This window comes from Spirulina subsalsa FACHB-351 (assembly GCF_026130165.1).
Classification (GTDB): domain Bacteria; phylum Cyanobacteriota; class Cyanobacteriia; order Cyanobacteriales; family Spirulinaceae; genus Spirulina_A; species Spirulina_A subsalsa_A.
On the sequence record NZ_JAIHOM010000066.1, the window covers coordinates 1 to 26,266 of the forward strand.

General features: G+C 47.4%; 19 protein-coding genes. 11 read left to right on the plus strand and 8 right to left on the minus strand.

Translation table 11 applies throughout. From position 1 onward, the window contains the following. Positions 1 to 338 precede the first annotated feature (338 nt). The 3 genes from K4A83_RS13740 (at position 339) to gshA (ending at position 5,740) form a co-directional block, all read left to right on the plus strand. On the plus strand, positions 339 to 2,720 hold the full coding sequence (locus K4A83_RS13740) for an HD family phosphohydrolase (protein WP_407810035.1): 2,382 nt from the start codon (positions 339 to 341) through the stop codon (positions 2,718 to 2,720). A gap of 132 nt (positions 2,721 to 2,852) precedes the next feature. Then, entirely contained in the window at positions 2,853 to 4,355 is a 1,503-nt protein-coding gene (gene glpK / locus K4A83_RS13745; RefSeq protein ID WP_265265175.1) for a glycerol kinase GlpK, read from the plus strand. A 245-nt stretch (positions 4,356 to 4,600) separates the two neighbouring features. Beyond that, entirely contained in the window at positions 4,601 to 5,740 is a 1,140-nt protein-coding gene (gshA, locus tag K4A83_RS13750; protein ID WP_265265176.1) for a glutamate--cysteine ligase, read from the plus strand. A gap of 103 nt (positions 5,741 to 5,843) precedes the next feature. On the opposite strand, the gene K4A83_RS13755 is transcribed toward gshA, so the two are convergent. Further along, positions 5,844 to 7,229 (minus strand): hypothetical protein, encoded by a 1,386-nt coding sequence (locus K4A83_RS13755; RefSeq protein WP_265265177.1) that lies wholly within the window; start codon positions 7,227 to 7,229, stop codon positions 5,844 to 5,846. Between the two features lie 76 nt (positions 7,230 to 7,305). After that, complete coding sequence (locus K4A83_RS13760) at positions 7,306 to 7,500, minus strand: hypothetical protein (RefSeq protein WP_265265178.1); 195 nt, start codon at positions 7,498 to 7,500, stop codon at positions 7,306 to 7,308. A 402-nt stretch (positions 7,501 to 7,902) separates the two neighbouring features. On the opposite strand from K4A83_RS13760, the gene rnc reads away from it, so the two are divergent. After that, positions 7,903 to 9,051 carry a ribonuclease III gene (rnc, locus tag K4A83_RS13765; RefSeq protein ID WP_265265179.1) on the plus strand — a complete coding sequence of 383 codons (1,149 nt, stop codon included), beginning with the start codon at positions 7,903 to 7,905 and terminating at the stop codon, positions 9,049 to 9,051. A gap of 64 nt (positions 9,052 to 9,115) precedes the next feature. Here the strand turns inward: rnc and K4A83_RS13770 are convergent, their stop codons facing one another. Both K4A83_RS13770 and K4A83_RS13775 read right to left on the minus strand, forming a co-directional pair. Then, on the minus strand, positions 9,116 to 9,706 hold the full coding sequence (locus K4A83_RS13770; RefSeq protein WP_265265180.1) for a chromophore lyase CpcT/CpeT: 591 nt from the start codon (positions 9,704 to 9,706) through the stop codon (positions 9,116 to 9,118). A 40-nt stretch (positions 9,707 to 9,746) separates the two neighbouring features. Continuing rightward, a complete protein-coding gene (locus K4A83_RS13775; protein ID WP_265265181.1) occupies positions 9,747 to 10,928 on the minus strand; it encodes an esterase-like activity of phytase family protein in 1,182 nt (393 codons plus the stop codon). Positions 10,929 to 11,093: 165 nt separating this feature from the next. Here K4A83_RS13775 and K4A83_RS13780 point away from each other — a divergent pair, with 165 nt between their 5' ends. The 3 genes from K4A83_RS13780 to lepA all read left to right on the plus strand — a co-directional run bounded on the left by K4A83_RS13780 (position 11,094) and on the right by lepA (position 13,582). Further along, positions 11,094 to 11,246: a hypothetical protein gene (locus K4A83_RS13780; RefSeq protein ID WP_265265182.1), complete on the plus strand. Its 153-nt coding sequence runs from the start codon at positions 11,094 to 11,096 to the stop codon at positions 11,244 to 11,246. A 24-nt stretch (positions 11,247 to 11,270) separates the two neighbouring features. Next, positions 11,271 to 11,624 (plus strand): hypothetical protein, encoded by a 354-nt coding sequence (locus tag K4A83_RS13785; RefSeq protein ID WP_265265183.1) that lies wholly within the window; start codon positions 11,271 to 11,273, stop codon positions 11,622 to 11,624. A gap of 152 nt (positions 11,625 to 11,776) precedes the next feature. Further along, positions 11,777 to 13,582, plus strand: coding sequence for a translation elongation factor 4 (gene lepA, locus K4A83_RS13790; protein WP_265265184.1), 1,806 nt, complete (start codon positions 11,777 to 11,779; stop codon positions 13,580 to 13,582). A 184-nt stretch (positions 13,583 to 13,766) separates the two neighbouring features. Here the strand turns inward: lepA and K4A83_RS13795 are convergent, their stop codons facing one another. Beyond that, positions 13,767 to 14,084, minus strand: a complete 318-nt coding sequence (locus tag K4A83_RS13795) for a P-II family nitrogen regulator (protein ID WP_265265185.1) — start codon at positions 14,082 to 14,084, stop codon at positions 13,767 to 13,769. A 559-nt stretch (positions 14,085 to 14,643) separates the two neighbouring features. On the opposite strand from K4A83_RS13795, the gene K4A83_RS13800 reads away from it, so the two are divergent. Continuing rightward, the gene (locus K4A83_RS13800) at positions 14,644 to 15,780 is read left to right on the plus strand and encodes a sodium-dependent bicarbonate transport family permease (RefSeq protein ID WP_407810034.1); all 1,137 of its coding nucleotides are present in this window, start codon (positions 14,644 to 14,646) and stop codon (positions 15,778 to 15,780) included. A 190-nt stretch (positions 15,781 to 15,970) separates the two neighbouring features. Here the strand turns inward: K4A83_RS13800 and K4A83_RS13805 are convergent, their stop codons facing one another. Further along, positions 15,971 to 17,230: an S-layer homology domain-containing protein gene (locus K4A83_RS13805; protein WP_265265186.1), complete on the minus strand. Its 1,260-nt coding sequence runs from the start codon at positions 17,228 to 17,230 to the stop codon at positions 15,971 to 15,973. An 818-nt stretch (positions 17,231 to 18,048) separates the two neighbouring features. Here K4A83_RS13805 and K4A83_RS13810 point away from each other — a divergent pair. The 3 genes from K4A83_RS13810 to K4A83_RS13820 all read left to right on the plus strand — a co-directional run bounded on the left by K4A83_RS13810 (position 18,049) and on the right by K4A83_RS13820 (position 21,892). Continuing rightward, positions 18,049 to 19,188 carry a GGDEF domain-containing protein gene (locus K4A83_RS13810; protein ID WP_265265187.1) on the plus strand — a complete coding sequence of 380 codons (1,140 nt, stop codon included), beginning with the start codon at positions 18,049 to 18,051 and terminating at the stop codon, positions 19,186 to 19,188. 396 nt (positions 19,189 to 19,584) lie between these two features. Continuing rightward, positions 19,585 to 20,949: a HAMP domain-containing histidine kinase gene (locus tag K4A83_RS13815; protein WP_265265188.1), complete on the plus strand. Its 1,365-nt coding sequence runs from the start codon at positions 19,585 to 19,587 to the stop codon at positions 20,947 to 20,949. Between the two features lie 523 nt (positions 20,950 to 21,472). Next, positions 21,473 to 21,892 carry a response regulator gene (locus K4A83_RS13820; RefSeq protein ID WP_265265189.1) on the plus strand — a complete coding sequence of 140 codons (420 nt, stop codon included), beginning with the start codon at positions 21,473 to 21,475 and terminating at the stop codon, positions 21,890 to 21,892. An 11-nt stretch (positions 21,893 to 21,903) separates the two neighbouring features. Here K4A83_RS13820 and K4A83_RS13825 read toward each other — a convergent pair whose 3' ends face one another. Then, complete coding sequence (locus K4A83_RS13825) at positions 21,904 to 25,965, minus strand: DUF7948 domain-containing protein (RefSeq protein ID WP_265265190.1); 4,062 nt, start codon at positions 25,963 to 25,965, stop codon at positions 21,904 to 21,906. 86 nt (positions 25,966 to 26,051) lie between these two features. Further along, positions 26,052 to 26,266 (minus strand): hypothetical protein (locus tag K4A83_RS13830; RefSeq protein ID WP_265265191.1); only part of this gene is annotated, 215 nt, incomplete at its 5' end.

Sequence of the window (26,266 nt, forward strand, 5' to 3'; positions counted from 1 at the left end):
CCCTGCCCCCCTGCTCCCCTCCTCCCCCGCTCCCTCTCTTAGGTAAAAGCTCTCCCTTGAAATGACCCCTAGGATCTATGTTAGGATTCGTCATTCTCCTTTAAAAAGCACCACTCAGTACAATATCAATATTCATTCACTCACCCTCTAGATTGCATCTCACGAGGCAGAGACTGCCCCACTCACAACTCAAACAGCTTATGAAAACCCTGGACTTTTTCACACAACGACTCACCCGGTGGCAACGGTCTAATCCGTCGAGGTCTAACTCTGCCACCTCCAAACGAGTCAAGACAACACCAACTAAAAGTCAGAGGAACACCATTCCTAATCCGATGATGTTAGTCTTTGTCGTTGTGTCCTTAACCAGTGTGGTGGGGTATCGTTTTTATAATCAACCCCGCTTAAAACCCGGCATGATTGCCCCTCAAACCATTTGGGCTGAGGAAGATGTGCGAGTCGTGGACGAGGAGTTAACCCGTGAACAACGCAAGGCCGCAGAAACGGGAGCATCAGAAGTCCTGAAACTGAATCCTGAGATTACCAGCAAAACCCGGCAAGATTTAGAGAACTTTTTAGCCCAAGTCGAACAAATGCGGCGCATGGCCGGGGCTTTTCCCTTTGCCTCCGACGATGTGTTATCTCTGCCTAGTCAACGTCACCTACGCGCTATTAGTGAGGAAGACTGGCAAACGATGGTCAGTCAACTTACAGAGGAATTTGACCTCCAATGGACTCCCCGTCAGGTGGAACTAGACCCAGAAGACCCAGACTCAGAGCAGACCGCCTTACTGCAAGATGCGGTAGTTCCTAGTCCCTTGGGTTTAAATGCCCAGCAAGCCCTAGAAGAACTGAAAAATTACGGCACCGCCCAAGGGGACTTAGCCCTGATCCAATTGTTAACCAAAATTGACACCGTAAGACTGGGCTATAGTCAAGCCTTAAAAGAATTCACCAGCAGTCAACAACCCACTGCTCATTCCCGTCCCGAAACACTGCGCGAACGGAATTATAAATTGCGCCTGCTTGACCTACGAGATAGCACCTGGGAAAGTACCCGCGATGGTTTCCGGGTTGCCCTCGACCGGATATTAGCCCAAGGGATTCATCGAGGAATGCCCGAAGACCTAAAACGGGAAGCCATTCAGATACAGTTAGTCTCTGAAGTTCCGGTCTTAACCACTCCCTTGGGGGTAGAGCTTTTGACCGAAATGGTAAAACCCAACTTAGAACGGGATGAGGAGGCTGTTCGACGACTAGCAGAACAAGCGGCCGAGAAAATTGATCCCGTAGTCTATCAAATTCAGAGGGGCGAGATGATTGTGCGCAGTGGTCAAGAAATTGACCGGAAAGCCTTTCTGTTATTGGATCAACTGAACGCGAGTGAACGGAGTATTAACTGGCGAGGGTTACTGATTACCAGCGCCCTAGTAACTGGGGCGGTCGGGATCTTTTGGGCGGTGCGTATCCGTTGGAATGTGCGTCTGCGCTGTCGCGATCGCATTTTGCTCTGTTTACTCAGTGTCAGTACCCCCCTCCTCATGCAGTTTGGACTGAATAATGTGGCAGGTGTGGGCTTATTAGTCAGTAGTTTTTATCATCCCGTCTTGGCAGCGACCCAAGTCACCCTGATTACTGGACTGTCCGTCTTTAGTTCCTTCAGTGCCGGGAGTTCTGTTGGCCTACTGTGGGAAGGTTTCCTAGCCGGGGCCGCGGGTGGTCTATTAGCCGCCTTTATGGGGGGGCGCTTGCGATCGCGAGAAGAATTAGCCCTACTGGGGGTGGGTGTAGGTGTGACTCAAGGTGTAGTTTATTTAGTCATAACACTCATCGGCACCCCCACCACCGCCGCCCTAGTGTCCCTTGTCCTACCCAGTGCGGTGATGTTTGGAGTTTGGGGTTTAGCTTGGTGTGTGGTGGCGTTAGGCATTTCTCCTTATTTAGAACGGGTGTTTGACCTCGTGACTCCCATCCGTTTAGCAGAATTGTCTAACCCCAACCGCCCCTTACTCAAACGATTAGCCACCGAAGCCCCCGGCACCTTCCAACATACGTTATTTGTCGCCTCCTTAGCCGAAGCCGCAGCCCGAGAACTGCACTGTAACGTTGAATTAGTAAGGGCTGGGACTTTGTATCATGATATTGGTAAAATGCACGACCCCCTTGGATTTATTGAAAACCAAATGGGAGGACCGAATAAACATGATGAGATTAACGATCCTTGGCAAAGTTCTGAGATTATCAAAAAGCACGTCAGCGAGGGGTTAGTCATGGCAAGGCGTTGTAATTTGCCCCAAGCTGTACGGGATTTTATTCCCGAACATCAAGGGACTATTTTAATTTCCTACTTTTATTTTCAGGCCAGTCAAAAAGCCCAAGCCGAAGGCGGGGTTATTGACGAACAGGACTTTCGCTATGATGGACCGATTCCCCAATCTAGAGAAACTGGAATTGTTATGTTAGCGGATGCTTGTGAAGCGGCTTTGCGATCGCTCAAAGATGCCACCCCCGAAACCGCTTTAAACATGGTGAACAAAATCTTTAAAGCCCGTTGGCAGGATAACCAACTGGTAGACTCCGGCTTAAAACGAGAAGATTTAACCGTGATTGCGGAAGTGTTTATCCGAGTTTGGCAGCAATACAATCATCAACGGATTGCCTATCCTAAAGCCATTTTAGACAAGCAAGCTGCCCCTCAAACCGTTAGCAGTAATCAGTAAACCCTAGACCCCAAATAGAGCGAGATAGGAGAAGGTTTCCATAGATGTGTGAACCCAAGGTCGAACTAGCCCCGAAAAACTGCTAAGGTCAACTCAAACCCTTTCTAGGGATGCAGTGACGAAAGTAAAGCTATGACAAGTAACACGAAATACATCCTTGCCCTTGATGTAGGGACTACCGGAACTCGTGCGATTCTGTTTGACCGACAAGGGGCAATGGTGGGTCAAGCTTATAAGGAACTGACCCAATACTATCCCCAACCCGGTTGGCTGGAACATGATCCCTCAGCGATTTGGCGGGATACCCGGGAGATGATTGGGGATGTGTTAGTCAATACGGACACTTTGGCCTCGGAAATTGCGGCTATTGGTTTGACGGTGCAGCGTGAAACCTGTTTGTTGTGGGATAAAACCACAGGGCAACCCCTTCATAAGGCGATTGTCTGGCAAGATCGCCGCACAACGGCGCGGTGTAATCAATTGCGGGCAGAAGGGAAGGCCGCAGAGATTCAAGAGCGCACAGGATTAGTATTAGATGCCTATTTTTCCGCCACGAAATTGGGCTGGTTGTTGGATTGGGTGAAGGAAAACCAGCCTGAGGTGAATTTAGAGAATGTGCTGGCGGGAACGGTGGATACTTGGGTGTTGTGGCAGTTGACGGGGCGGAAAGTCCACGCAACGGATCATAGTAATGCCAGCCGCACTATGTTGATGAATTTGGCGACGGGTCACTGGGATGAGTCGTTATTGAGTTTGTTTGGCATTCCTCGTTACATGATGCCGGAGATTAAACCGAGTTTGGGCTGTTTTGGGACGACAAATCCGGAGTTGTTTGGGGTGGAAATCCCCATTATGGCGGTTTTTGGCGATCAACAGGCGGCTTTGTTTGCTCATGGATGCGATCGCCCCGGTTTATTAAAATGTACCTACGGGACGGGCTGTTTCTTGGTGGCACAGACGGGGGAAAGTTTGACGCGATCGCACAATCAACTCCTCTCGACTGTGGCTTGGACTCAAGGACAACAAACCAACTACGCCCTAGAAGGGGCAATGTTCACCTCCGGGGCCTGTATTCAGTGGCTACGGGATGGCATAGGTCTGATTCAAAGTGCCGCAGAAACCCAAGCCCTTTGTGAGTCGGTGCCGGATAATAATGGGGTGTATTTTGTCCCGGCCTTAAGTGGTCTAGGTGCGCCCCACTGGGATATGAAGGCCAGAGGTTCTTTTCAAGGCATTACCGGAGGGGTGAAACGGGAACATCTGGTAAGGGCGGTTTTAGAATCCATTGCCTACCAAGTGAAAGAGGTGGTGGACGCGATGAATAAGGATGGAGATCAGCCCATTGGTTTATTAAAGGTTGATGGGGGAGCGTCCCGCAATGACTTTTTAATGCAGTTTCAAGCCGATGTTTTAGGGATTCCGGTGGAACGTCCCGAAATTTTGGACGCAACAGCCCAAGGGGCTGCATTTGGGGCGGGTCTAGCGGCGGGTTTTTGGACCCGTTACGAGGATTTAATTGCCCAGCGTCAAGTAGACCGGACTTTTACCCCCGGTGAGGGACAAGAACAAGCTCAAGCCCATTTTCAAGTTTGGTTAAGGGCTGTGGAACGAGCGAAGGATTGGATGATCAATTAGTGTTGGTTTGTAGTTGGGCTTTAGCCCCCATTTGAGGCGCTCAAGCGCAACAACGAACGGGAATTAGTTTGTAGTTGGGCTTTAGCCCCCATTTGAGGCGCTCAAGCGCAACAACGAACGGGAATTAGTTTGTAGTTGGGCTTTAGCCCCCATTTGAGGCGCTCAAGCGCAACAACGAACGGGAACAGTCGGCCACCCCCTAAAATAGAACATAGTCCCAGCCTAGTTAAAGTCGAGAAAAAAGCGTGCTGCTATCCAAAGGTTTTGAAGTTGAGATGTACACTGGAACGCCCCGAGGCGAGATTGTCGGGTTATCGGATCGGATTGTACGGGATTTGACCGGATTTGTGCGAGAACCCGATAGTCGGAATGTGGAGTACACCACGGCTCCCTATGCGGCCTATGACCGTTTATTGTGCGCTCTGGTGCGTCCTCGGCAACGTTTGCGGACTTATCTCAAAACTTTGGGGGATTATACCCTCGTCCCCGGTAGTACCTTGTCTCTCGGAGATAGTGGGCGGTTTTATCGTTCTGACCCCCAAAATCCCTATCATACCTATATTGAACAAACCTATCAGACTAAGGTGGTCACGGCCAGTATTCATATTAATGTGGGCATTGATGATCCCGAGGAAATTCTCCGCGCTTGTCGTTTAATTCGTTTGGAAGCTCCCCTTTATCTGGCCTTGAGCGCTTCTTCCCCCTTTTTAGATGGTCAGGTGACGGGGTATCATTCCACGCGCTGGGGTGTTTTCCCGAAAACTCCGACTGAGGTTCCCCTCTTTCGGGATCATCGTCATTTTATTGACTGGACGGAGGAACAGTTAGAGATCGGCACGATGCAGAATGTGCGCCATTTGTGGTCTGCGGTGCGTCCTAATGGCGATCGCCGTCCTTATAATTTGAACCGTCTGGAGTTGCGGATTTGTGACTTGGTAACGGATCCCATTGCACTGTTGGGGATTATGGCTTTTGTCGAGGCCAGAATTAGCCAAATGTTGGCAGATCCCAACCTAGATCCTCTCGTTTCTAGTGATTTATCGGCTGAGGAGTTAGTGGAATTAGGCGATCGCAATGAACAAGCGGCAGCCCGCAACAGTTTAGACGCGACCCTACAACATTGGCAAGATGGCCGGCATTTGTCCGCCCGGGATTGGATTGAGGAGTTATATCCTCAAATGTGGGCGATCGCCAAACCCCAAGGTTACAGTTGTTTCCTTTCCCCTGTCAAAAAGATCCTACGCACGGGCAACACAGCCCAGCAATGGTTAGCCCAAGTTGAACAAGGTCTTACACCCTCGGAAATCCTCCAGCAAGCTATTGTCGAGTTAGAGCAACAGGAGCAGGACTTAGAGGATAAATTATGCCAATTAGTCGCCGCATAAACCCTAAGTAGGGTTTGCTGAATAACTCGGGGAATCGGGAGTCGGGAGCAGGGGAGCAGGGGAATTGATAATTATTCCCTATTCCCTATTCCCACGAGTAGAGTTATTCAGCAGACCCCAAGTACCAATGATGTACGGCTAACCAAGTGACACTCCCTAACCCAGCTAAGGCTAAAGTTAAACCCGTATAGGGGACTAATAGCCCGAAAATGGGCAGAATAACCCCAGTTAAGGTACAAACAAGGGCGGCTGTAACGGTGTGGCTTTTGCGACCTAAACCCCAAGTTAAAGCCAAGAGAAACACCGATAAGGCCAACCAAGTGGGTACAGGGGGAAGACTGCGACTGAGGTAGGTTAGGGCGAGGAGGTGAGCGTAAAACATCCCCCCAACTAGGGCGATATTTTGGAAACTCATGGGTAGGGAAAGATACAGCAATAATACCCACCACAAAAATATGGCCGGAGCTAACAATAATAAGCGGGGAAGAATGCCTGTATTTTTAAGGGCTGGAGTGCTGGTGAAAACGCCGAAGGGATTCTGAACGGAGACATTTTCCGCAAAAGTCCAAGTGTAGCGGGTGCGGTTGCCACTAACGACGGTTTCTGTGGGTTTGATGCCACTGGCAAAATCAGCATTGGGGAATTGAGCGGCGATCGCTAATTCAAAATTTGATAATAATTCACCATAGGCCGTATAGACCCAACGGGGCGCACCTTGGGCCTGATAACTCACCCGAAACCCTGTTTCTTCCCCTGCCCCTAAAGACACCGGAAAACGATAGGAGTTATCCGCTTTAGCGATTAAAGGGGTGCCATCCCGTTCTACTCGGAAATTTTGTAATAGTCTGTAGTCTGAGGGAGGATGGACTTGCCAGAAAAAATCCTGCTGTTCATCTAGGGTATTTTTGACCTGAAATTCCCCGACAAAATCCACCAGGTAGATGTTTTGACCCGCTTTTTGTACATCTTGTTCTTGCTCAAGGGTGACTTGAATTTGTGAACGAGTCAACGGTAATGAACGGTCTATCTCCTGAGTGTCTTCCACCGTCACCAAACGACCATCTACAAAGGTCGTATAACTATAAGGCTCTTGAGTGACATAGTAGAACCGAGGAGACACTTGTTCCATGCGTTGCCCGGCCACACTTTGAGCAGTCTGGGCGACTTTAGCTTGTTCCCAGAAATGATAACGTTTGCTGAGGGTGCCACAGCCTAAAAACCCGAAAATCAACAACACCAAGACGAGGGAAAGATGGGGGAGTGCGCGTAAGGCGAAACCATACCATCTTGTCCCCTGTTGTAACCATTCCTGTTGAGCTACGAGGTCAGAACGGAGGGAAAAATTGAAAAGGGCGATCGCAATCCCTAAAACACTCAACAGCAAAACCAACACCACCAAACCCCACAATCCCCACTGTCCCAGTTCCACCAGTTGGGAAGGTTGCGTTAAATCTGGGAGATGGGGAATTCCTTGCGCTTCCTCGAACATAGAACCTTGTCCTACTTAAATATCCCCTTCCAGACGCAGCACAAGTTCCCTCTGTTCCGTAATTTCGCGGAATTTCTCAAGCCGGAATTTTCTCACAATTCGACACCAAACGCACCCGCGACACACCCACCCCTTGCGTTGATACAGGATGAGTCCCAGAGCGATTCACACCATGATTCATCGGGTAAACAATCCTCCATTCCCCAGTTTCTATGTCCCGATAACTGGTAAAAGGATTTTCTTTTAGTGGAGCATTTGAGAGTTGAGCCATGACATTTTTCCTGTCCTGAGTGACTGTTGCAGATCAAGGGTTTAGGGAGTTCCCAGAAGCCGTCAAGGCTGACCCCAATCGAGACAAAAGAGCATTTTCCTTGTCTCTCATCCTGCCATGAGTCCCCTTGAATAATATCCGAGAAATTACTGATATTATCTCAGCAAATTGCTGAAAATTTGGGTAATTTTGCCATCAAATCCCTATACCCAGTTAGAATTTTCAGACTTTTAGGGTCTGCCTTGAGTTCCTTAGACGAGTCTAACTTAACAAGAGTTCATCGTTAATATAGCGTTGGTTCGGTTTTCTACCCTGTCATATTACGGCATCTACTAACTCCATTCTGCGTAACCTGACCTCGGCTAAATGTAGTCATGATCAATCACAAAATAACCTAAGATTATGACTACCCACAGACAACAGATTGACAGTACCTTAGTCGAATTAGCCGAACAACTGCATCCCCTTGTCACGGCAAAAATTGACTTGACGGATTTGAATAAACTAAGTCGTCAAAAGAAGCTACCGAACCAGAAAGATATTTGTTTTCTTTTGAACGCAATGTATCAATATTGGGATGATTTCAAATATACTATTGATGAAAAGGAAAGAACACAAGCGAAGGTTTTAATTTCTGAACTGCGAGAAATCCGCAATGGTCACGCTCATCACCAAGATTTTTCCCTGCGAGATACTTACCGCGCATTGGACACAATGCAACGTCTTGCTAATCTTCTCAATTTGGAGATTAAAACGAAGTTAGATGAGCAAGTCACGGCGCTGTTGAAAGAAATTAGTCAGCCCACAACACGCCCGAAAGAGGATGAAACACCAGAAATTAAGGCTCTCAAACAAAAGTATGCTGAATTACTAGAAAAATTACCCTTTAATGAGGTTAAACAGTTAGATTTAGCCTTAACTCATTCCAGCTATTTGTGGCAAAATCCCTATGAAGTTCATGATGATAATGAACGGCTCGAATTTTTGGGGGATACCGTGATTTCTCTAGTCATTGCTCATTATTTTTACCAAAATAATCCCCGGTATCGCGAAGCAGAATTGACTCAAGTTAAATCCAGCATTGAAAATAATGCTAATTTAGCCCGTTTTGCCCAGCAATTAAAACTCGGGAATTTTGTCAAAGTTGGCAAAGGAGAAAGTCAAGACAGTTATAAGATTCTTAGTGATGCCTTTGAAGCCGTGATAGGGGCTTATTTCCTAGATTCTGGCTTAAATGCAGTCCAAGCGTTTTTGACTCCCTTCATCGAGTCGATGCTTCATACTCCCCCGGATTCTGTTGCTCAAGATGTTAGTGTTAACCAATCTCTAAACTATAAAAATAAACTGCAACATTGGGCGCAAACTAAGCGACAAAATGTACCCGAATATAAGTCCATCAAAGCGGGATTGCAGCATAGTCCAAGATTCACAGCAACAGTGATAATCAATGGAAAACAGTATGGTCAAGCGGAGGGAAAAAACAAAAAAGAAGCCGAACAAAATGCGGCTTTCAAGGCTTGTAAGCAGTTGGGATTAGTTGCTAAATCTTAGGGTTTTTTAGTAATCCGAAATAGACCATTGATTCTGGTCGGGGCAATTCATGAATTGCCCTGACTTAAACTGTTACTTCATCGGCGAAACTATGCCACCGGACAAAGCGAAAAGATCCGGCGACGGAACCCCAAACTCGCTCATCGGTTTCTAAATCTCGACCCCTATCTAAACTGGTAAATAGTTGATCATCAATCTCAAAACTACTGTCTAAATAGGTTTCTTGACCTTTACGAACAACGCGGCAATTTTTTCCCGGTTCAATATTGCCCTTAAAACTGCGTCCTGTCCATGTAACCACCATATTACAACCGGGTAGTTTTTCCAAATGTTCGGCGGTTAAATGGTGCAGACGGGATAAGTCGCGACTGGCTCCATAAAATTCTTTTTCGTCTTTGACTAAGTAGTTTTCAATCTCAATATGATCCCCTACAACTAACAGTTTTAATGCTCGTAATCGATAGGGATTATTTAACATATAATCATAGGCTTGTTCGACTAAGAATCCGACACCATCTAAAACAGCGTGGGGTAGGGGACGCATACAAACCCGAATATGAGCAAAAAAGGGCGGATTTTCAAAGGCTTGTTCTTGATTGCTAAAATCGGCGGCCATCCAACGGGCTAGGGTTAATAAGTCTGTAGAATGAGTCATGGAGTTAGGGGCAATTACAATCAATTCAATGGGTTGAATATCAAGGTTTTTGGTTGAAACGAAACCAAATAAATTGAGTTACTTGGTCTTCACTGAAATTATTATCACTGACGAGGAGTAGGATTTGACTACCATCGGGGAGACGGGGGCCGAGGGTCATTCCCTCTAAGTTGTCGAGGGGGATTCCTAAGTCCTCTAGATTTAATAATAATTGTTTGCGTAACGGTTCGGCGTTGGATAAGCTGCCGCTTAAAGTTTCAATGCGGGAGGTGTCGGTAGCGTTGCCTGTGGCGACTTGGAAGAGTTTGGCCCCAAATCCGGTTAAACTCAGGGTGCGTTCTAAACTGAGTAAATACCCTTCTCGTTCTAGGGCAAATAGTTCTACTAATCCTTGGGCTAGGGTAAGGGAATCGGGGGGAATGGGATCTAAAAGATAGAGGTTTTCAGAAATTAATAATTCGGGGCCAATGGGATTAATGACATAGTGCAGGAGACGTAAACGGGAGTCATCTTGTTCGAGTTGGTCTTGCACGAGGGCGGATTCTGGGGCGGTGAAGAGGCGAAAGGGGTCATCGGGGGCTAAACTGGTGATGCCGAGGGTGAGAGACTCGAATCCTAAGTTATCCCGGATGCCGTGGGGTATATCTTCTTCGTTGCGGATGGGGGTGTTGGGTAAAAAGCGTTTGGGAAGGCGTAGGGTTTTTAGGAGTTGTCCGGTGGTGGGATCAAATTCGCCGATAAAGGGGGGGATTTGTCGCCCTATGTTGCCCTCGCTGGCGATATAGAGGGTATGACGGGGGGAAAGTGCGATCGCCTCCGTATCGATGGTATGGGGGGCGTAGAGTTCGCCCTGAGCGTCTTTGAGGAAGGTCACGCTTTCCACTTCTACGGCTTTTTCCGGGGCCTGGGCATCAGGAATTGTGGCTAGTTTTAACTGATAAAATCGGGCGGGGGCTAAGATGCCCCGATCATCGGAAATGGCATAATAACGGTCGTTTTGGCGGTCGTAGGTAATGCCGGAGAGTCCCCCAACGGGGGTATCTTGAAAGTCGAAGGTGGGGAGTTCTACGGTGCCGAGTAACTCTAGGGAGAGGTCTAAAAATAGCCGATTTTCGGCTTGGAGTGGACGGGTATCACAAGCGGTTAAACTGAGGGCTAGTAAGGCACTCAGACCAATCATCCCCCAGTGGGTTAAGTGTGAGCGGAGAGCGCGAAATATCATAAGGTTTGAACTGTCCCGTTACTGTCTTTAGCATACTGGGGAAGGGGAACAGAACAACAGTTGATTGTGATTTGTCGCACAGGGAGGATGGAATAACAATCACCCAAAAGCCTAGAATTAAACGCGATTCTAGAGGGGTAGGTGTTGTTAAAGGAGGAGGGGATCATGAAAGAGAACACGAATTACTCTAAAGGCTTTCTGATCCTGCACGCGATCGCCATTACCCTGATTTTGTTAATGTTTTCCCGCTCCTTTGGAGCCAAATCAAATACAGCCGTTTTAAACTGGGGAGTATCGATGACCCAGTTTCTAAATTAAGGTGGTTTTTGACCCAGATTTGGTATGTCCCATTGTCCCCGTTGTGAAAAACTCATTCCCCCCCAGGCCGTTCAATGCCCCCACTGTCAGATGGTTTTGAAGGGTCACGGTCATCCGGGAATTCCCCTCCACCAAGCAACGGGGGAGGCCTTTCTCTGCGAGACTTGTCTCTACCATCTCGATGATTCCTGTAACTATCCTCAACGCCCCTACGCCAAAACTTGTACCCTCTACTGCAATTCCACAGACTCCCCCGAAGATACCCCCTATCGTCTCTCCCTCCAACAGCAGGTTAAGTTTTGGTGTCAGCGCAATGGGGCGTTATTGCTCTTGTTGGGCTTGGTATTGGTGAGTTTAGCGATCGCCCTTTTCAATTGAACAAGCCGGGAAACCTAGAAATCCCCCGCAGATGAGCGGATTAATAGTGAACTACCCCACCCTGCTCCCTGCAAGCGAGGAAGGGGAATTCCGCAATATTTTGTTAAAATTAGTAAACTGTTATAACTTTGGTTAGTCGTTATTTAATTCTTATGACTGACGTTCCCGTATCCCGTATTCGCAATTTTTCCATTATTGCCCATATCGATCATGGTAAATCAACCTTAGCCGACCGTCTCCTACAGGCAACTGGCACCGTTGAAGATCGCAAAATGAAACAGCAGTTCCTCGACAACATGGAGTTGGAACGGGAACGGGGGATTACGATCAAATTACAGGCCGCTCGGATGCTGTATAAAGACCAAGCGGGGGAGGAATATGTCCTGAACTTGATTGACACTCCCGGCCATGTAGACTTTTCCTATGAGGTGTCCCGCTCTCTAGTCGCCTGTGAGGGAGCGCTTTTGGTGGTGGATGCCTCCCAAGGGGTGGAAGCGCAAACCTTAGCCAATGTCTATCTTGCCCTTGAACAGAATTTAGAAATTATCCCCGTTTTGAATAAAATCGACCTGCCGGGGGCTGAACCAGAACGGGTGATCCAAGAAATCGAGGAAGTCGTAGGCTTAGATTGTAGTCAAGCCATTTTAGCGTCTGCTAAAGAAGGGATCGGGGTTCCCGACATATTAGAATCCATTGTGCATCTTGTTCCCCCGCCCCGAGACACGGTAAAAGAACCCCTACGGGCATTGATTTTCGATAGTTATTATGATGCCTACCGGGGGGTGATTGTTTATTTTCGGGTGATGGATGGGAGAGTGAAAAAAGGCGATCGCGTTCGTCTCATGGCCTCCGGTAAAGAGTACCAAATTGACGAACTCGGCGTACTCTCCCCCCACCAAATCCAAGTAGACGAACTCCACGCCGGAGAAGTCGGCTATTTCGCCGCCGCCATCAAAGCCGTAGAAGATGCCCGCGTCGGCGACACCATCACCCTCGCCAACAGTCCCGCCCCCGAACCCTTACCCGGTTACACCGAAGCCAAACCCATGGTCTTCTGTGGACTATTCCCCACCGACTCCGATCAATACGAAGACCTCCGGGAAGCCCTCGAAAAGCTAAAACTTAGCGATGCCGCCCTCTCCTACGAACCTGAAACCTCCACCGCCATGGGCTTCGGCTTCCGGTGTGGCTTTTTGGGCCTGCTCCACATGGAAATTGTCCAAGAGCGCCTAGAACGGGAATATGATCTCGAACTGATTACTACGGCTCCCTCCGTAATTTATCGCGTAACCACAACCGCCGGAGAAATCTTTGAAATTGACAACCCCAGTCAGTTACCCCCAGCCACCAACCGGGAGAAAATTGAAGAACCCTATGTGGCCGTGGAAATTATTACCCCAGAGGACTATGTAGGCACCCTCATGGACCTGTGCCAAACAAGGCGGGGGATATTCAAAGATATGCGCTACTTCGCCCAAAATCGCACAACGTTAGTTTATGATTTACCCCTCGCCGAAGTGGTGACAGACTTTTTTGATCAACTCAAATCCCGTTCCCGAGGTTATGCCAGTATGGAGTATCACTTCATTGGCTATCGAGAAGATGCCCTCGTGAAATTGGATATTTTGGTTAACGGAGATCAGGTAGACTCCCTCGCCATGATTGTCCATCGGGATAAAGCCTACAGTGTGGGGCGGGCCTTAGTGGAAAAACTAAAAGAATTAATCCCGCGCCATCAATTTAAGATTCCCCTACAGGCTTCCATCGGCACCCGCATTATTGCCAGTGAACATATTCCAGCCCTGCGGAAAGATGTGTTAGCCAAGTGTTACGGTGGGGATATTAGCCGCAAGAAAAAACTGTTGCAGAAACAAGCCAAAGGGAAAAAGCGGATGAAATCCATCGGCACTGTAGATGTTCCCCAAGAGGCTTTTATGGCCGTTTTACGCTTGGAATAGAGCGCATTGAGTAGGAATTAACCGGGGTTTGCTCAAGGAGTTTGTAGGTCAACAATACCCTCCGAGTGGCTCCGGTTTTTCACATTAAATAATAAAAAGAACGGGGTTTAGGGCTGCTCAAATCCCTTTTATACCCCGCTCCTGCATCGACGACGGGGCGACTAAGCTCCCGTTTTTTCTGCTATCAAAACTTGTGCGCGTGCAGTACCTCCATTACATCACAGAGATAGGTGATGCCTGAATAATTGTCGAAAAACTGCGCGGCGACTTGATCTGAAATTTTTACGGCCATATCCCGATCGGCAGTTAACACCTCGATCTTTATATTCGAGGTGGTGTCGGAAACGGTAGGTTGTCCCGACGAGCGCACATTGCGACTGCCTTTCCCACCAGCTTCTAACACTGTATATCCGGTAGCTCCGGCTTCGTCGATGATCTTGACAATCTTTTTGAGCAGCAACTTTTCTGTGACAATGACGAGCTTGCTGGCTTGCTGGGTCATATGGATTACCTCTTGATGTATTTGGTGGTGATAATTCAAGACAATACTCTATGGTTTCGCCTTAAACCATACAGTTAAGTGTATACCAGAGATTGGGGAATCCAGTACCCTCTGCGGGCCGAGATTGATTCAGATTACCGGAAGGATTTTATAAAAAACACTTATCCTTTTCGCCCTAGAACCATTGTCTACACTCAGGGATAGCCAAAATTCTGCGATCGCCATTTACATTGACCAGAAATATAGGCTATTTGTACAAACATAAATAAAACTTATTAGATAAATTTAAAATTACTTAGCAGATCTAACGGAGTGCTTGCCAATTTGTGCGAATTTCACGATAGACTTAAGCGCATACAAATTTGAGTATTGATAGACATTACTCTATGCAAGGTAGTGGGGGGACAGCAATCCCTGATCTTCCAGCACAGAATGCACCGGGATGTCGATGGAGTTCACTCACCGCTCACCCCGATGCTGAAAACCAACTACCCAGGATTCGAGGTCGCATTTGCCCACCATCCTGACCCCTAAAATCTGATTAAGGAGGAATTACACCGTGGATTTCTTGTCCAGTTTCTTAATGCGCTTCCTAGCACAGTTGCAGTCCCCGACACTTGGCTTTCTCATTGGTGGTATGGTCATTGCCGCCGTCAATAGCCGACTGGCCATTCCAGATGCAATCTATAAGTTTGTTGTCTTCATGCTGCTGATCAAAGTCGGTCTGAGCGGCGGCATTGCGATTCGCGGGTCTAATATAACCGAGATGCTGTTACCCGCCCTGTTTGCCGTGGTAACAGGAATCGTGATCGTGTTCATCGGGCGCTACACCTTAGCCAAGTTGCCCAACGTCAAAGTTGTAGATGCCATTGCCACGGCGGGCTTGTTTGGTGCGGTCAGTGGCTCTACTATGGCCGCCGCCCTGACGTTATTAGAAGAACAAGGCATCGAATACGAGGCCTGGGCTGCCGCCCTCTATCCTTTCATGGATATCCCAGCACTGGTGACGGCCATCGTCTTAGCCAGCGTTTACGTCAGCAAGCAAAAGCAACGCCTCAAAGCAGAGGAATCCCTCAGCAAGCAGGAGTCTCTCAGCAGACAGGTGGTTGCCGCAGGGGACTATCCCAGCAAACCCGAGTATCCCAGCACCAAGCAGGAGTATTTCGGTCAGCAGCAGAATCAAGCACCTCAGCGAGTTGAGATTTGGCCAATTATCCAAGAAAGCCTCCAAGGATCTGCTCTCTCAGCACTGCTCCTCGGTCTTGCTCTCGGTTTGTTAACCCGGCCTGAAAGTGTCTTTGAAAGCTTCTACGAGCCTCTCTTCCGTGGCCTGCTTTCGATCCTGATGCTGGTGATGGGGATGGAGGCTACGGCAAGGCTGAACGAGTTGCGCAAGGTGGCTCAGTGGTATGCCGTCTATGCCTTTCTAGCACCTTTGCTCCACGGGTTCATTGCCTTCGGTTTGGGTATGATTGCCCACTATGCTACGGGATTCAGCTTGGGTGGGGTCGTGATCTTAGCCGTCATCGCTGCCTCTAGTTCGGACATTTCGGGCCCTCCGACGTTACGAGCAGGTATCCCCTCAGCTAATCCCTCTGCTTACATCGGTGCATCTACGGCCGTCGGTACGCCAGTTGCGATCGCCCTAGCCATACCCCTCTTCATCGGACTCGCTCAAGCACTGATGGGCAATTGATTCAGGACAGGTCAGAGTCTCCGGGTGATCCCTTGGCCGAACTCTAGACCTCCGAAACCCACTCCAGAAAATAACTTGACACTCCCCGGTCTAAAGACACGGGGTTTTCAAGTATCCACCCAGAAAATGAATCGGGGCAATTGTAACATTGCCCCGACTTTGATAGAAGAGATACACAGATTGAAGACGATTAACGAGCGCTAACCACAAAGTCAGAATTTAAGGTGAGATTGAGGTTAGTATCCGGTTTGACGACTAACACATCTACACTGTTCCGACCGAGGAAGCTTTGAATTAAGGTCGCTAAAGCTCCCACACCCGTTCCGATTAAGACCTCTTCGGTGGCCACAGCGCGATCGCCTGTTACCGCAGAGATAGCAGCCGCGGCAGCCGTCCCTAAAGCCGCATTTCTCACCACATCCCAGGCATTCGTTCCCTGACGAATGGTTTCTTTTTCCGTGATAATGTTCGATTGTGCGTCTAAGGTACGAGTTTGACCATTGGGGAAAACAATTTGCTCGGCCACAAAACGAGTCCCACTTCCAGCCGGAACTAACTTCCCTCTCACTTGGCTATTCACAGGAATCAGTAACTGTCCTTCACGACTCAAAACATTCGTCGTAGTAGTGAACGTGACAGGTAACGTTTCATTGGCCATTAACAAGATTTTCTCTTGTTGGTAAGCCACCGGAAGATTAGTCCCCGCCGGAATGCGATAATCAACCGCGACCGGAGTGGGTGAAACAATATAGCTCGAACTAATGGCCGTGGCACTACCTTCACTCACTAAGGCTTGATATAAGAAAGCCGCTACTTCAGCCCGGGTGGCATTGCGTCCGGGGTTTAAACTGGTTAAAGAGGGGTAGTTCACCACCATCCGCCGTTCAGTAGCGGCCGCAATGGGAGAACGTGCAAAGTTGGAAATGTTGACCTGATCGTTATAGAAACCCAACACTTGATCCACCGGATTGGAGGAACTGTAGTTTAACCCGTTGGCTAACGAAACTAACACTTGTTCCCGGGGGATATTTTGTTCCGGTCGGAAGATATTACCCGGATACCCAGCTAAAAAGCCTGTTTCGTAGGCCCGACTAATAGCAGAAGCGGCCCAGTGACTATTAGGAACATCGACGAATCCGGGGGCGTTGCGCACTCTGTTTTTATTGAATGCCGCTTGTAACATAGAGGAAAATTGAGCGCGAGTCACAGGTGCATCGGGGCGGAATGTACCATCCGGGAAACCTGCAATTACGCCTCGACTCACTAAAGCTTCAATAAAGTTAGCGGCCCAATAGTTGGAGGGAACGTCTCGGAAGGTGCTGTTAAAGTTTTGGGCGATCGCAGGTTGAGGCGAAAGCATAGGTGCGGCAATAGGTGCAATGGCTCCAGCATTCATTCCGAGGGCAAGAACAATAGCAGTGGTGGCTTTCAAGCGTTTGGGGTTCAACATAATCACAGTCTCCCTTTAATGTTGATTGGTTGAGTTATTTGACTTGAGAAAGAGTGAGAAGTTCCAAAAAGAAGTTAGGCCATTATTTAAGGAACTTTTTGCTTAAAAACAGGTCAATCTCGCCGTTTTTAGCGGGTTCAAATTCGCTGCTTTGTTCCCTAAGACGGTGATCCATGCAAATATGTTGCCGAGGAAGAAAGAATTTTTCCCTTGGAACAGAACATTATATATAGTCGGGAGTAATGTCATTGCGAGGTACGAAGCAATAAGCGTCGGGAGTAATCATCTAGCCAGAAACCGGGTTGCGTTCATTGTCTGGTTTTCTTGGCACACCCTACCAAAAACCCGGTTTCTAATTTCGGGAGTCGGGAGTAATGTCATTGCGAGGTACGAAGCAATAAGCGTCGAGAGTTGGGAATAATCATCTAGCCAGAAACCGGGTTGCGTTCATTATTAAATTTTTGATAAAGCAAAGTATAGAGGATCACATTATTGCCCATTTAGTCCCCGACTCCTATAGCATCCCTCCCCATAAATTGAGATAATAGCCAATAGGAGAGTCTCCACAAAACTTATTGCATCCCAACGGTTATGAACCAGAGGAATTATGCCACCACTCCAAACCTTTTTTCTCTTCTTCGCTTTACCCAGTGGCTTATGGCATTACTTAACTTTTCTTAAAATCACGAGTAAAATTACCCGAATAAACTGTGGAAATTACTCATTCCTGAAGTCCTGTATATTTGATAAACTTAACTGTTGATTCCGTCAGAAAATAAAAAATATCTGAGAATCTCTGCTGTTTATCCTAAAAAATCATGGTTTTGCAACAACAAATTCTAGAAATATTTCCTTCTTTTAAAGCCGTGTCCCCTGAAACCTATCATTCCCCATTTTATCATCATCCTGATCCAGAATCAACCGAATTAACAGTTGATTCGAGATTAGAAGACCTGTCCTTAGATTTCACCCAAGTAGACTGGTCTTCTACTACCTGGGAAGTGGCTAAAAATCTAGAACATAATCGTACCAGAGCCGGAATAATTTTAACAGACCATGAAGAATTTCAAGGTATGATTTCCCGTCGTCGTTTTTGGGAACAGATGAGTCGTCCTTATAGTTTGGATTTATTTGCACAGCGTCCCATTCAGTTCTTATATCCCTTCGTCGAAACCGATATTTTAATATTAAATGGCAAAACTCCCATAGTCGAAGCCACTCAATTAGCGCTCAAACGTCCAGCCGATTTAGTTTATGAACCCCTTGTAGTTTGTACAAATGACGGAAGGTATGGGATTTTAGACACTCATCATTTATTAATGGCTCATGCTCATATTCATCTTCTCACCACAAAGCTCTTACAACAATCTTCTCAACAACTCGAAGCCGTTAATCTAGAGCTAAAACGTTTAGCCTCTTTGGATGGTTTAACTGAAATCGCCAATCGTCGTCATTTTAACGATTATTTATGTCAAGTTTGGCATCAATGCTATCAAGTTAAATCCCGTTTATCCCTAATTTTAATTGATGTTGATTATTTCAAACGCTACAATGATGCCTATGGTCATTTAGCCGGGGATGATTGTTTACGACAAGTGGCTAAAACACTGCAAAAAGTTGAACGAAACTCCCATAACTTAGTTGCTCGTTATGGTGGGGAAGAGTTTGGGATTATTCTACCTCATTATACCTCAGAACAAGCTCGTCAAATTACGTCAGTCATTCAACAGAACATGAATGATTTAGCTATCCCTCATACTCGTTCTAAAGTCAGTCCTATTGTTACGCTTTCTATGGGGGTAGCCACTTGTATTCCCAGTTGGGATACCTCCCCACAAGATTTAGTCCAAGGGGCAGATGATGCCCTATACCGGGTTAAAAAAAGTGGTCGGAATGGCGTGTTTTTTGCCGAGGAATTGGCTTCTTTATCTGAATCAGACTCATCAAGAGGGGAGTAGAACTAGAATGAGGTTAATTTCGGCTTTCCTAATTGATTGAGGGCAAATGGCTTGACTATTCGTTTGACCTAGTACATTCTCGATTACCTCAATGTCAAGGGAGATAGTAGCCAACACAGGGGAAAGTAGATTATAAATTAAGTGACTAGATCATATTGTATCTATATTCTAGGTTGAAGTAGAAGTGTAATTTTACAAACTATAGGTTAATTTTGAGTTAAGAAAGTGTTATTTTTTGTTTAAAAAACCCGCAACTTTATCAAAACTTTATTTATTTAAAAAACTCTAGATTTTGTGATTTATTAGAGAGAGAATAGGGAAGAATAATAAAAGGCTGGGGGTACTATATCCCTAGTTTCTTTTGGGTCTATATCGTGTTGTAAGGATGTTGAACTTATGTTAACTTTAACCATGACTCCTCACCTTTCTGTTCCCTCCACTCATTTTGATTTTAAAACCCTGACCTTGGATTCTACACTGTCTGCATTGTTCCTCTACGACGCGGAAATTGAAGACACTCATCCAGTGATTGAAGTGGCGGGATTGTTTGATAATTACCCAATTTTACCGGGGATTATTTTGAAGCATCAAGGGAAATTTGTGGGGATGGTTTCCCGACGACGGTTTTTAGAAAGGATGAGTCGTCCTTATGCACGGGAGTTATTTTTACAGCGTCCCATTCAGTCCTTATACGGATTTATTCAAACAGAGTTAGCCATTGTCCCGATAGATACCTGTATTGTCAAGGCGGCTCAATTGTCCTTAAAACGGCCCCATGAATTACTTTATGAACCTCTAGTCGTGGAGATGGGAGAAGAGGCGTATTGTTTAGTAGATGTTCATCAGTTGTTAGTGGCACAATCCCAGATTCATAAGTTAACCAGTCGGTTGTTAGATCAAAGTAATTATGCGCAACAAGTGCAAACAGAAAAGATGGTAAGTTTGGGGCGAATGGTAGCGGGAGTTGCCCATGAAATTCGCAATCCGATTAATTCGGTGAGTGGAAATATTGACTTTTTAATTAACTACTTTAATGGGTTGGTGCAGTTATTAGATTGTTATAACCAAGAGCTAGGGGAAAAGAGCGAACAGATAAAAGAACTAGAGGAGGAGATTGATTTAGAGTTTGTGCTAGAAGATATGCCGCGACTTTTAAAGAGTATGCAGCTTGGTTCCCAACGATTGACGCAAATTGTCAATAGTTTGCGCAATTTTGCCCGGATGGATGACCGGAAAAAACAAGTGATGGATATTCATGAGTGCATTGATGGGACGTTGTTGATTTTGGATAATCGTTTAAAACAGGGGATTCGGGTGTTGAAGGATTATGATCAAATTCCCTTGCTAGAATGTTATTCGGGTCAGCTAAGTCAGGTCTTTATGAATTTGTTGGCGAATGCGATTGATGTGTTGATGGAGAAGAAAGAAAAAGAAGCAGATAAGGATTGGGAGCCTCAGATTCAGATTGTGACGCGCCTTGTCAATAGTGTTCAGGGGGAACGGCGGGTGAGTGTTAAAATTATAGATAATGGGTTAGGGATTTCTGAGGAAAATCAGACCAAGTTATTTCAAACGTTTTTTACGACGAAACCTTTGGGGAAAGGGACAGGTTTTGGTTTGCCGATTAGCTATCAAATTGTGACGGAAAAGCACCAAGGAGAGTTGAAATTTAAGTCGCAGGAGGGAGTGGGAACGGAGTTTGAGGTGATTTTACCGATTCCTGCTTCTGCTCCTCATCCTGATTTGAAAGGGAACAATTAAGAATTATCAATTCCCCCATCTCTTACTGTTTACGGTTAAGGGATTGTACTTCAGCATTACATTGATTCCCATGTTACCCGGGTTAGTCCTTGTGACGCACTCTACAACTGATGACTATTACTAGGGGTAAATTCACAGGGCTGGAGTCCCCAACTTTACCATAACTTCATGAGAAAGCCGAGTTTTATAAAGTTTGGGTAAAATTTGCGGTTTTCACTTAGTTAAAATACCTTGATTTCCGTATATTCCGGTAACATAGAAGGGTTGATATGTGGATCTTCCATTAATTTAAGCTCAAAAAATTTCCCTTAATAATTTAACCTCTTCTATGAAACAAGAGAGAGGGTTTTCTAGTCTCAGGATTTATCAACTTCAACGCATTTAGATTGTGAATTTTTGTTAGGACTACTACCTGCTTTGTTGTCCCATTTTGTGATGTTAGCTTAGGTGGCACAGTTTAAATGCTGAAGGGTTGAGAATCAATTCTCAATGATATGGTGTAGGACAATGATGGGAGGACGTTATGGCAGAAAAACAATCCGAAGCGAGCAATCCTTTTCCTCTGCGCATCATCTTGGCCGATGATAACCCGTTAGACCGGATGATTGCGCGACGAGTGTTAAAAGCATTAGGGTATAGCGGGGATGAGGTTTGTAATGGGGTGGAATTACTCCATGCTGTACGAACTCAAAAATACGACGTGGTTTTAACCGACGTGCAAATGCCCGAAATGGGGGGACTGGAGGCAACGCGCCAAATTCATGGCTATTACCCCCCCGAAGAACGTCCTTTTATTATTGGTGTTACCTCCGAAAATACGGGAAGCGATCGCCAGTTAGGACTCGCAGCTGGGATGAATGTGTATCTCACAAAACCCCTGCAACGAGAAGAATTGGCGATCGCACTCTCCCAAGTGATGCAACCTCAAACCCTGAATGCCTAGGGATTTGAGCCTTAATTAAACACCACCTCAAACACCATATCATTGAAATCCATATCCCCCCCAAAAGGTAAATCTTCAAAGCCAAAAATATTGTCGCCAAACATTCGGAGATGGTCAAACCGATCGGGATTAGCTTCCACAAAGGGGAAATAAGCCACGATTTCCTGACTGATAAAATTAACCGGATTAGTTGCTAACCAATCGCCAACAGTGCCATTGGCGATTAAATAGGGCGCATAAATCCCCTCCTCCAACACCACATTAGCGCTGGAATCTCGGGGGATTTCCGTCACTCGTCGTTCAATGGCCGTGCGCGCATAATTGCGGTTCGTCGTTGAAACATCCAAACCAATCCGACCATTGACCGCATCAATTCGATACAAACCAATCACATTATTAAAGGCCGCCTCCGCACGGACATTAATCGTCACCGTCCTTGTGCCTTGACCTCGGGTGTCAATAATTTCCCCTTGTCGTCTCCCTTGCCAGCGCGTGCCGATGGGAGGTCGTTCATCAAACGCATAACGCATAGACATCACCACATCCCCCACCGCACTGGGCGCCCCCTGTTGATCATTCCAACTCAAAACAAAATCATCCACCCCAAACTGTTCAAAGGCTAAGGCATTGCCTCCCGTAGAGAAAAAGACCGGAGGAGTCGCCGCACCCCGCTCCAAATTGAACAAAACCTGATCCGTCGTGCTATTTTGTACTAAATAAAACACTAACCGCTCATTGGGGAAAAACGTCATCAAACGAGTATCAATAAACCGGGGAATAGTATTGGGCAACGCCGAAAAGACCACCTCACCCCGCGCTAGGGCATCTTCCACATAACCGGGATCTCCCAAACGTTTCCCATTCACCGTCCCAAACTCATCATCTACCCGAATCACCCCAATTTCATTGACCGAGGTTAAAGTATTAACTTGAGCAATGGTAAAGCGTAGACCAATATTCCGCCCCTTATTGCTATCTAGGACAAATACCCCATTGGGGGCAGGATTGACCCGAGGATTGTCATTGTCAATAATATCCACCGTCAAGCTGGGGAGAGCCGCGTCAATATATTCCGACGCACTGCCCAACGCAACCCGATGTTGAATCACCCCCGTATGGCGACCTTCGACAATTTCATCATCCACAGCGCGCACCGTCACCGTTTGAATCTGATCCCAATTATCTGGGGTAAACGTAATGGAATCCATCGATTGCAGTTGATTGTCCACTAAGAACTCAATCACCACATTAGCCGTCGGTCGGCGCTTCAAGACAATGCTGTAAGTATCACTCAGTCCGTCCTCACTGACCAGCGTCTCTCGATTGGTTTCTAGGATACTAATGCCGGGAACTTCATCATCCACAATCAGCGTTGAAACTTCCGTATTAAACAGTAGGGGAGTGCCTTGACCCGGAGCGCGAGGATCGGTCAAGGTGATGATAATATCCCGGTCAGGCTGAATCTGAGTATTGCCGATAATATCCAAGGTGAGGGTGGCGGTGGTCCCATCAGGACCGAAAACCACCCGATTGTTCTCTAACGAGACATTAAAGCCACTCACCCGCACATTCTCATAATCCACACCTAAACGGGCTTGACCGCCAAAGTTCAACCCGACAGAGGTTTGACGGGTTAAATCCCCCTGCCGACGGATGGTGAAATTGAGGGGGGTCACTCCCTGATCTCCTTCAGGAATGGTCACTCGTTGGGCAGAAATCCGATACTCCACATCATTGTCGATGATTTCCGCGAACACGCTGGGTAAGATGGCGTTGAGATATTCTGGGGCGCTGTCGTCGGAGACGGTATGGGTAATAATGCCGTTATGGATGCCTTCGGGGATTTGGTCATTGATGGCGCTGACGGTGACGGTTTGGGGAACGTTCCAGTTTTCTGGCGTGAAGACGAGGGACCCTAGGGCGTTGAGTTGGCTGTCTGTGCCGAGGATAATCCGCACATTTTCCGTCGGTTGTTGGGTCAGGAAGACTTGATAACTGTCGCTTTGTCCGTCTTCAGTCAGTCGTAAAACGGGATTGCGGGGAATAGTGACAATATTAGGCTCTGGCAGTGTCACCTTGACGAAAAAGGCATCTTGTCCGCCACCACTGGAGCGTTGAATACCGAGGGGAGTGGTGGGGAAATTATTGGAGGTTGTTATCCCGGCAATATAGGCCCGTTGCTCGTTATCGACTTTAATCTGAAAGGCGGTTTCATTGCCACTGCCGCCTAAATAACTTAAGTCAGCTAACAAACCTGTGGGGGAGAAGGTGGCAAAGAAGGCATCCCGTTCCCCCCCGCCAAAATCGGGCTGGAAGGCGGTGAGGGTGGTGGGGAGTTCTTCGGTGCTGGTGGTTCCGGTGAGGTAAATTAACCCGGTGCTATCAATGGCGATGCCATAGGCAATATCGAAACCTTCACCCCCGAGGAAGGTGGAGTAAGTTAGGCCACCGTTGGGGTTATAAACGCTGTAGAAAATATCACTTTCTCCCCCCCCATATTGGGCTTGTTCTGCGTCAAAGGTGGTGAAGAAGTTGGGGGAACTGGTGCCTCCGGTGACGTAGACGTTGCGGCTGCCATCGACGACGATTCCCCGTCCTTGGTCGGCCCCACTGCCACCTAAGTAACTGGAAAACACTAACTCGTTGCCACTGGATTGTAGGGCGGTGACGAAGGCATCACTGGGGCCACTTAAGGCGGTGGAAATCCCTCGGGTGGGGAAGTTGGGGGAACTGGTTTGTCCGGTGAGGTAAATGGTGCCATTCTCGGCAATGGCGAGGTCGTAGATAATATCATTGCCACTGCCGCCGAGGAGGGTAGAGAATTGTAGGTTGGTTCCGGTGGGGTCGAAGCTGGCGACGAAGCCATCTCGCACGCCGCCAAAAGTAGTCTGGAAGGCGCCGGGGGTGGTGGGGAAGTTGGGGGAGGTGGTGGAGCCGACGACGATGATATTACCATTGTTGTCTCGTGCGATCGCCTGAATACTTTCTGATTGGCTTCCTCCAAAGAAGGTGGAGTATTGAATCCCGTTCCCTTGGGGGTTTAATTGCAACAGGAAAGCATCCCGAGGTTCCGTTAAGCTGGTGCCTCCCCCGAAGGCACTTTGAAAGGCGTTGTCGGTGATGGGGAAGTTGGTGGAATTGGTTCCCCCGACCAGATAGGCGACTCCGGAATTATCTACCAAAATGTCATAAACCCAATCATCGGCCGCCCCGCCAATATAGGTGGAGTACAGCACCTCGTTGCCAAAGGGGTTAACTTTGGTGACGAAAAGATCCCGTTCCCCAGAGTTAATGGTTTGAAAGGCTCCGGGTCGGGTGGGAAAATTGGTGGAAAGGGTGCTACCTGTGAAGTAGGTGGCTCCGGTGTTGTCAAAGGCGATCGCAGCCGTCTCCTCATTGCCACTTCCCCCCAGATACGTCGAGTATTCCAGCGTTGGGTCAATCACCAGGGCATAGTTAGGGTTATAGTGACCCAAATTAAAGCCCACCTTCCCATTATCCAGAATTTGATAAGACCCCTCAATAATGACCCTCTGACCGTTGATTTCTTGGTAAATGAAGAGAGGAGCGTCTACCAGTTCCCCAAAGGCCGTCTTGAGGACGAGAGCGCCATCTGAGCGAACTTCTATCCCGTCTATCCCGTCGTACTGCATCCGAATTTGACTGGGATCCCCCCCGGGGTGAACAATGAACTCGCTTTTCAGTTGTCCTTCTGTGCCGAGAAAAACCCGGTCGATATTGTCGTAGACGTTTTGATAAACAATGCCGTTGTAAGTGGGAACGTTGGTAATCCACTGACTCGGATTATTACCTTGCAAAAAGTTAGCCACCCCCACTAATTGCTGAAGGGGGGCAATGACTGGGGTAGGATTAGCCCCGACGAGACGATGTTCTACGAGGGTGGGAATAGATTCTCCATCGACTTGTTGACGGCCGCTAAAAATAACGGCATCGGGGGCAAAAAAGATATTGTGACCTGCACCGTTGACTTGAAATTTAATGGCTGAGTCGGTTTGTCCCGCATTGGCGATGAAGCTGAGGGGGAGGGGAATTGTTGTCGCGTTTCCAGTCATGACGTTTCCTCACACAAGGGGTAAATGGGCAATGTTTTTTTGAGTCGGGTTGGATTGATGACAATATCTCTATTTAATTTTTAGCACTAATCGAGGCTAGATCCCGCCCGTAGAATGGGGAGTCGGGTTCGTAGTTGCGCTTTAGCGCCACATCGGGAGTCGGGAGGTACTCTTGGCGGTTGGGTGGGGGGGACAATGGTTCTATTTTCCCCTACTGAAGGAATTTTGGCATCAGTTAAAGTGCAAATCACTTGTTGAATGGGGAGCAGGGGAGCGGGGGAGCAGGGGAGCAGGGGAGCGG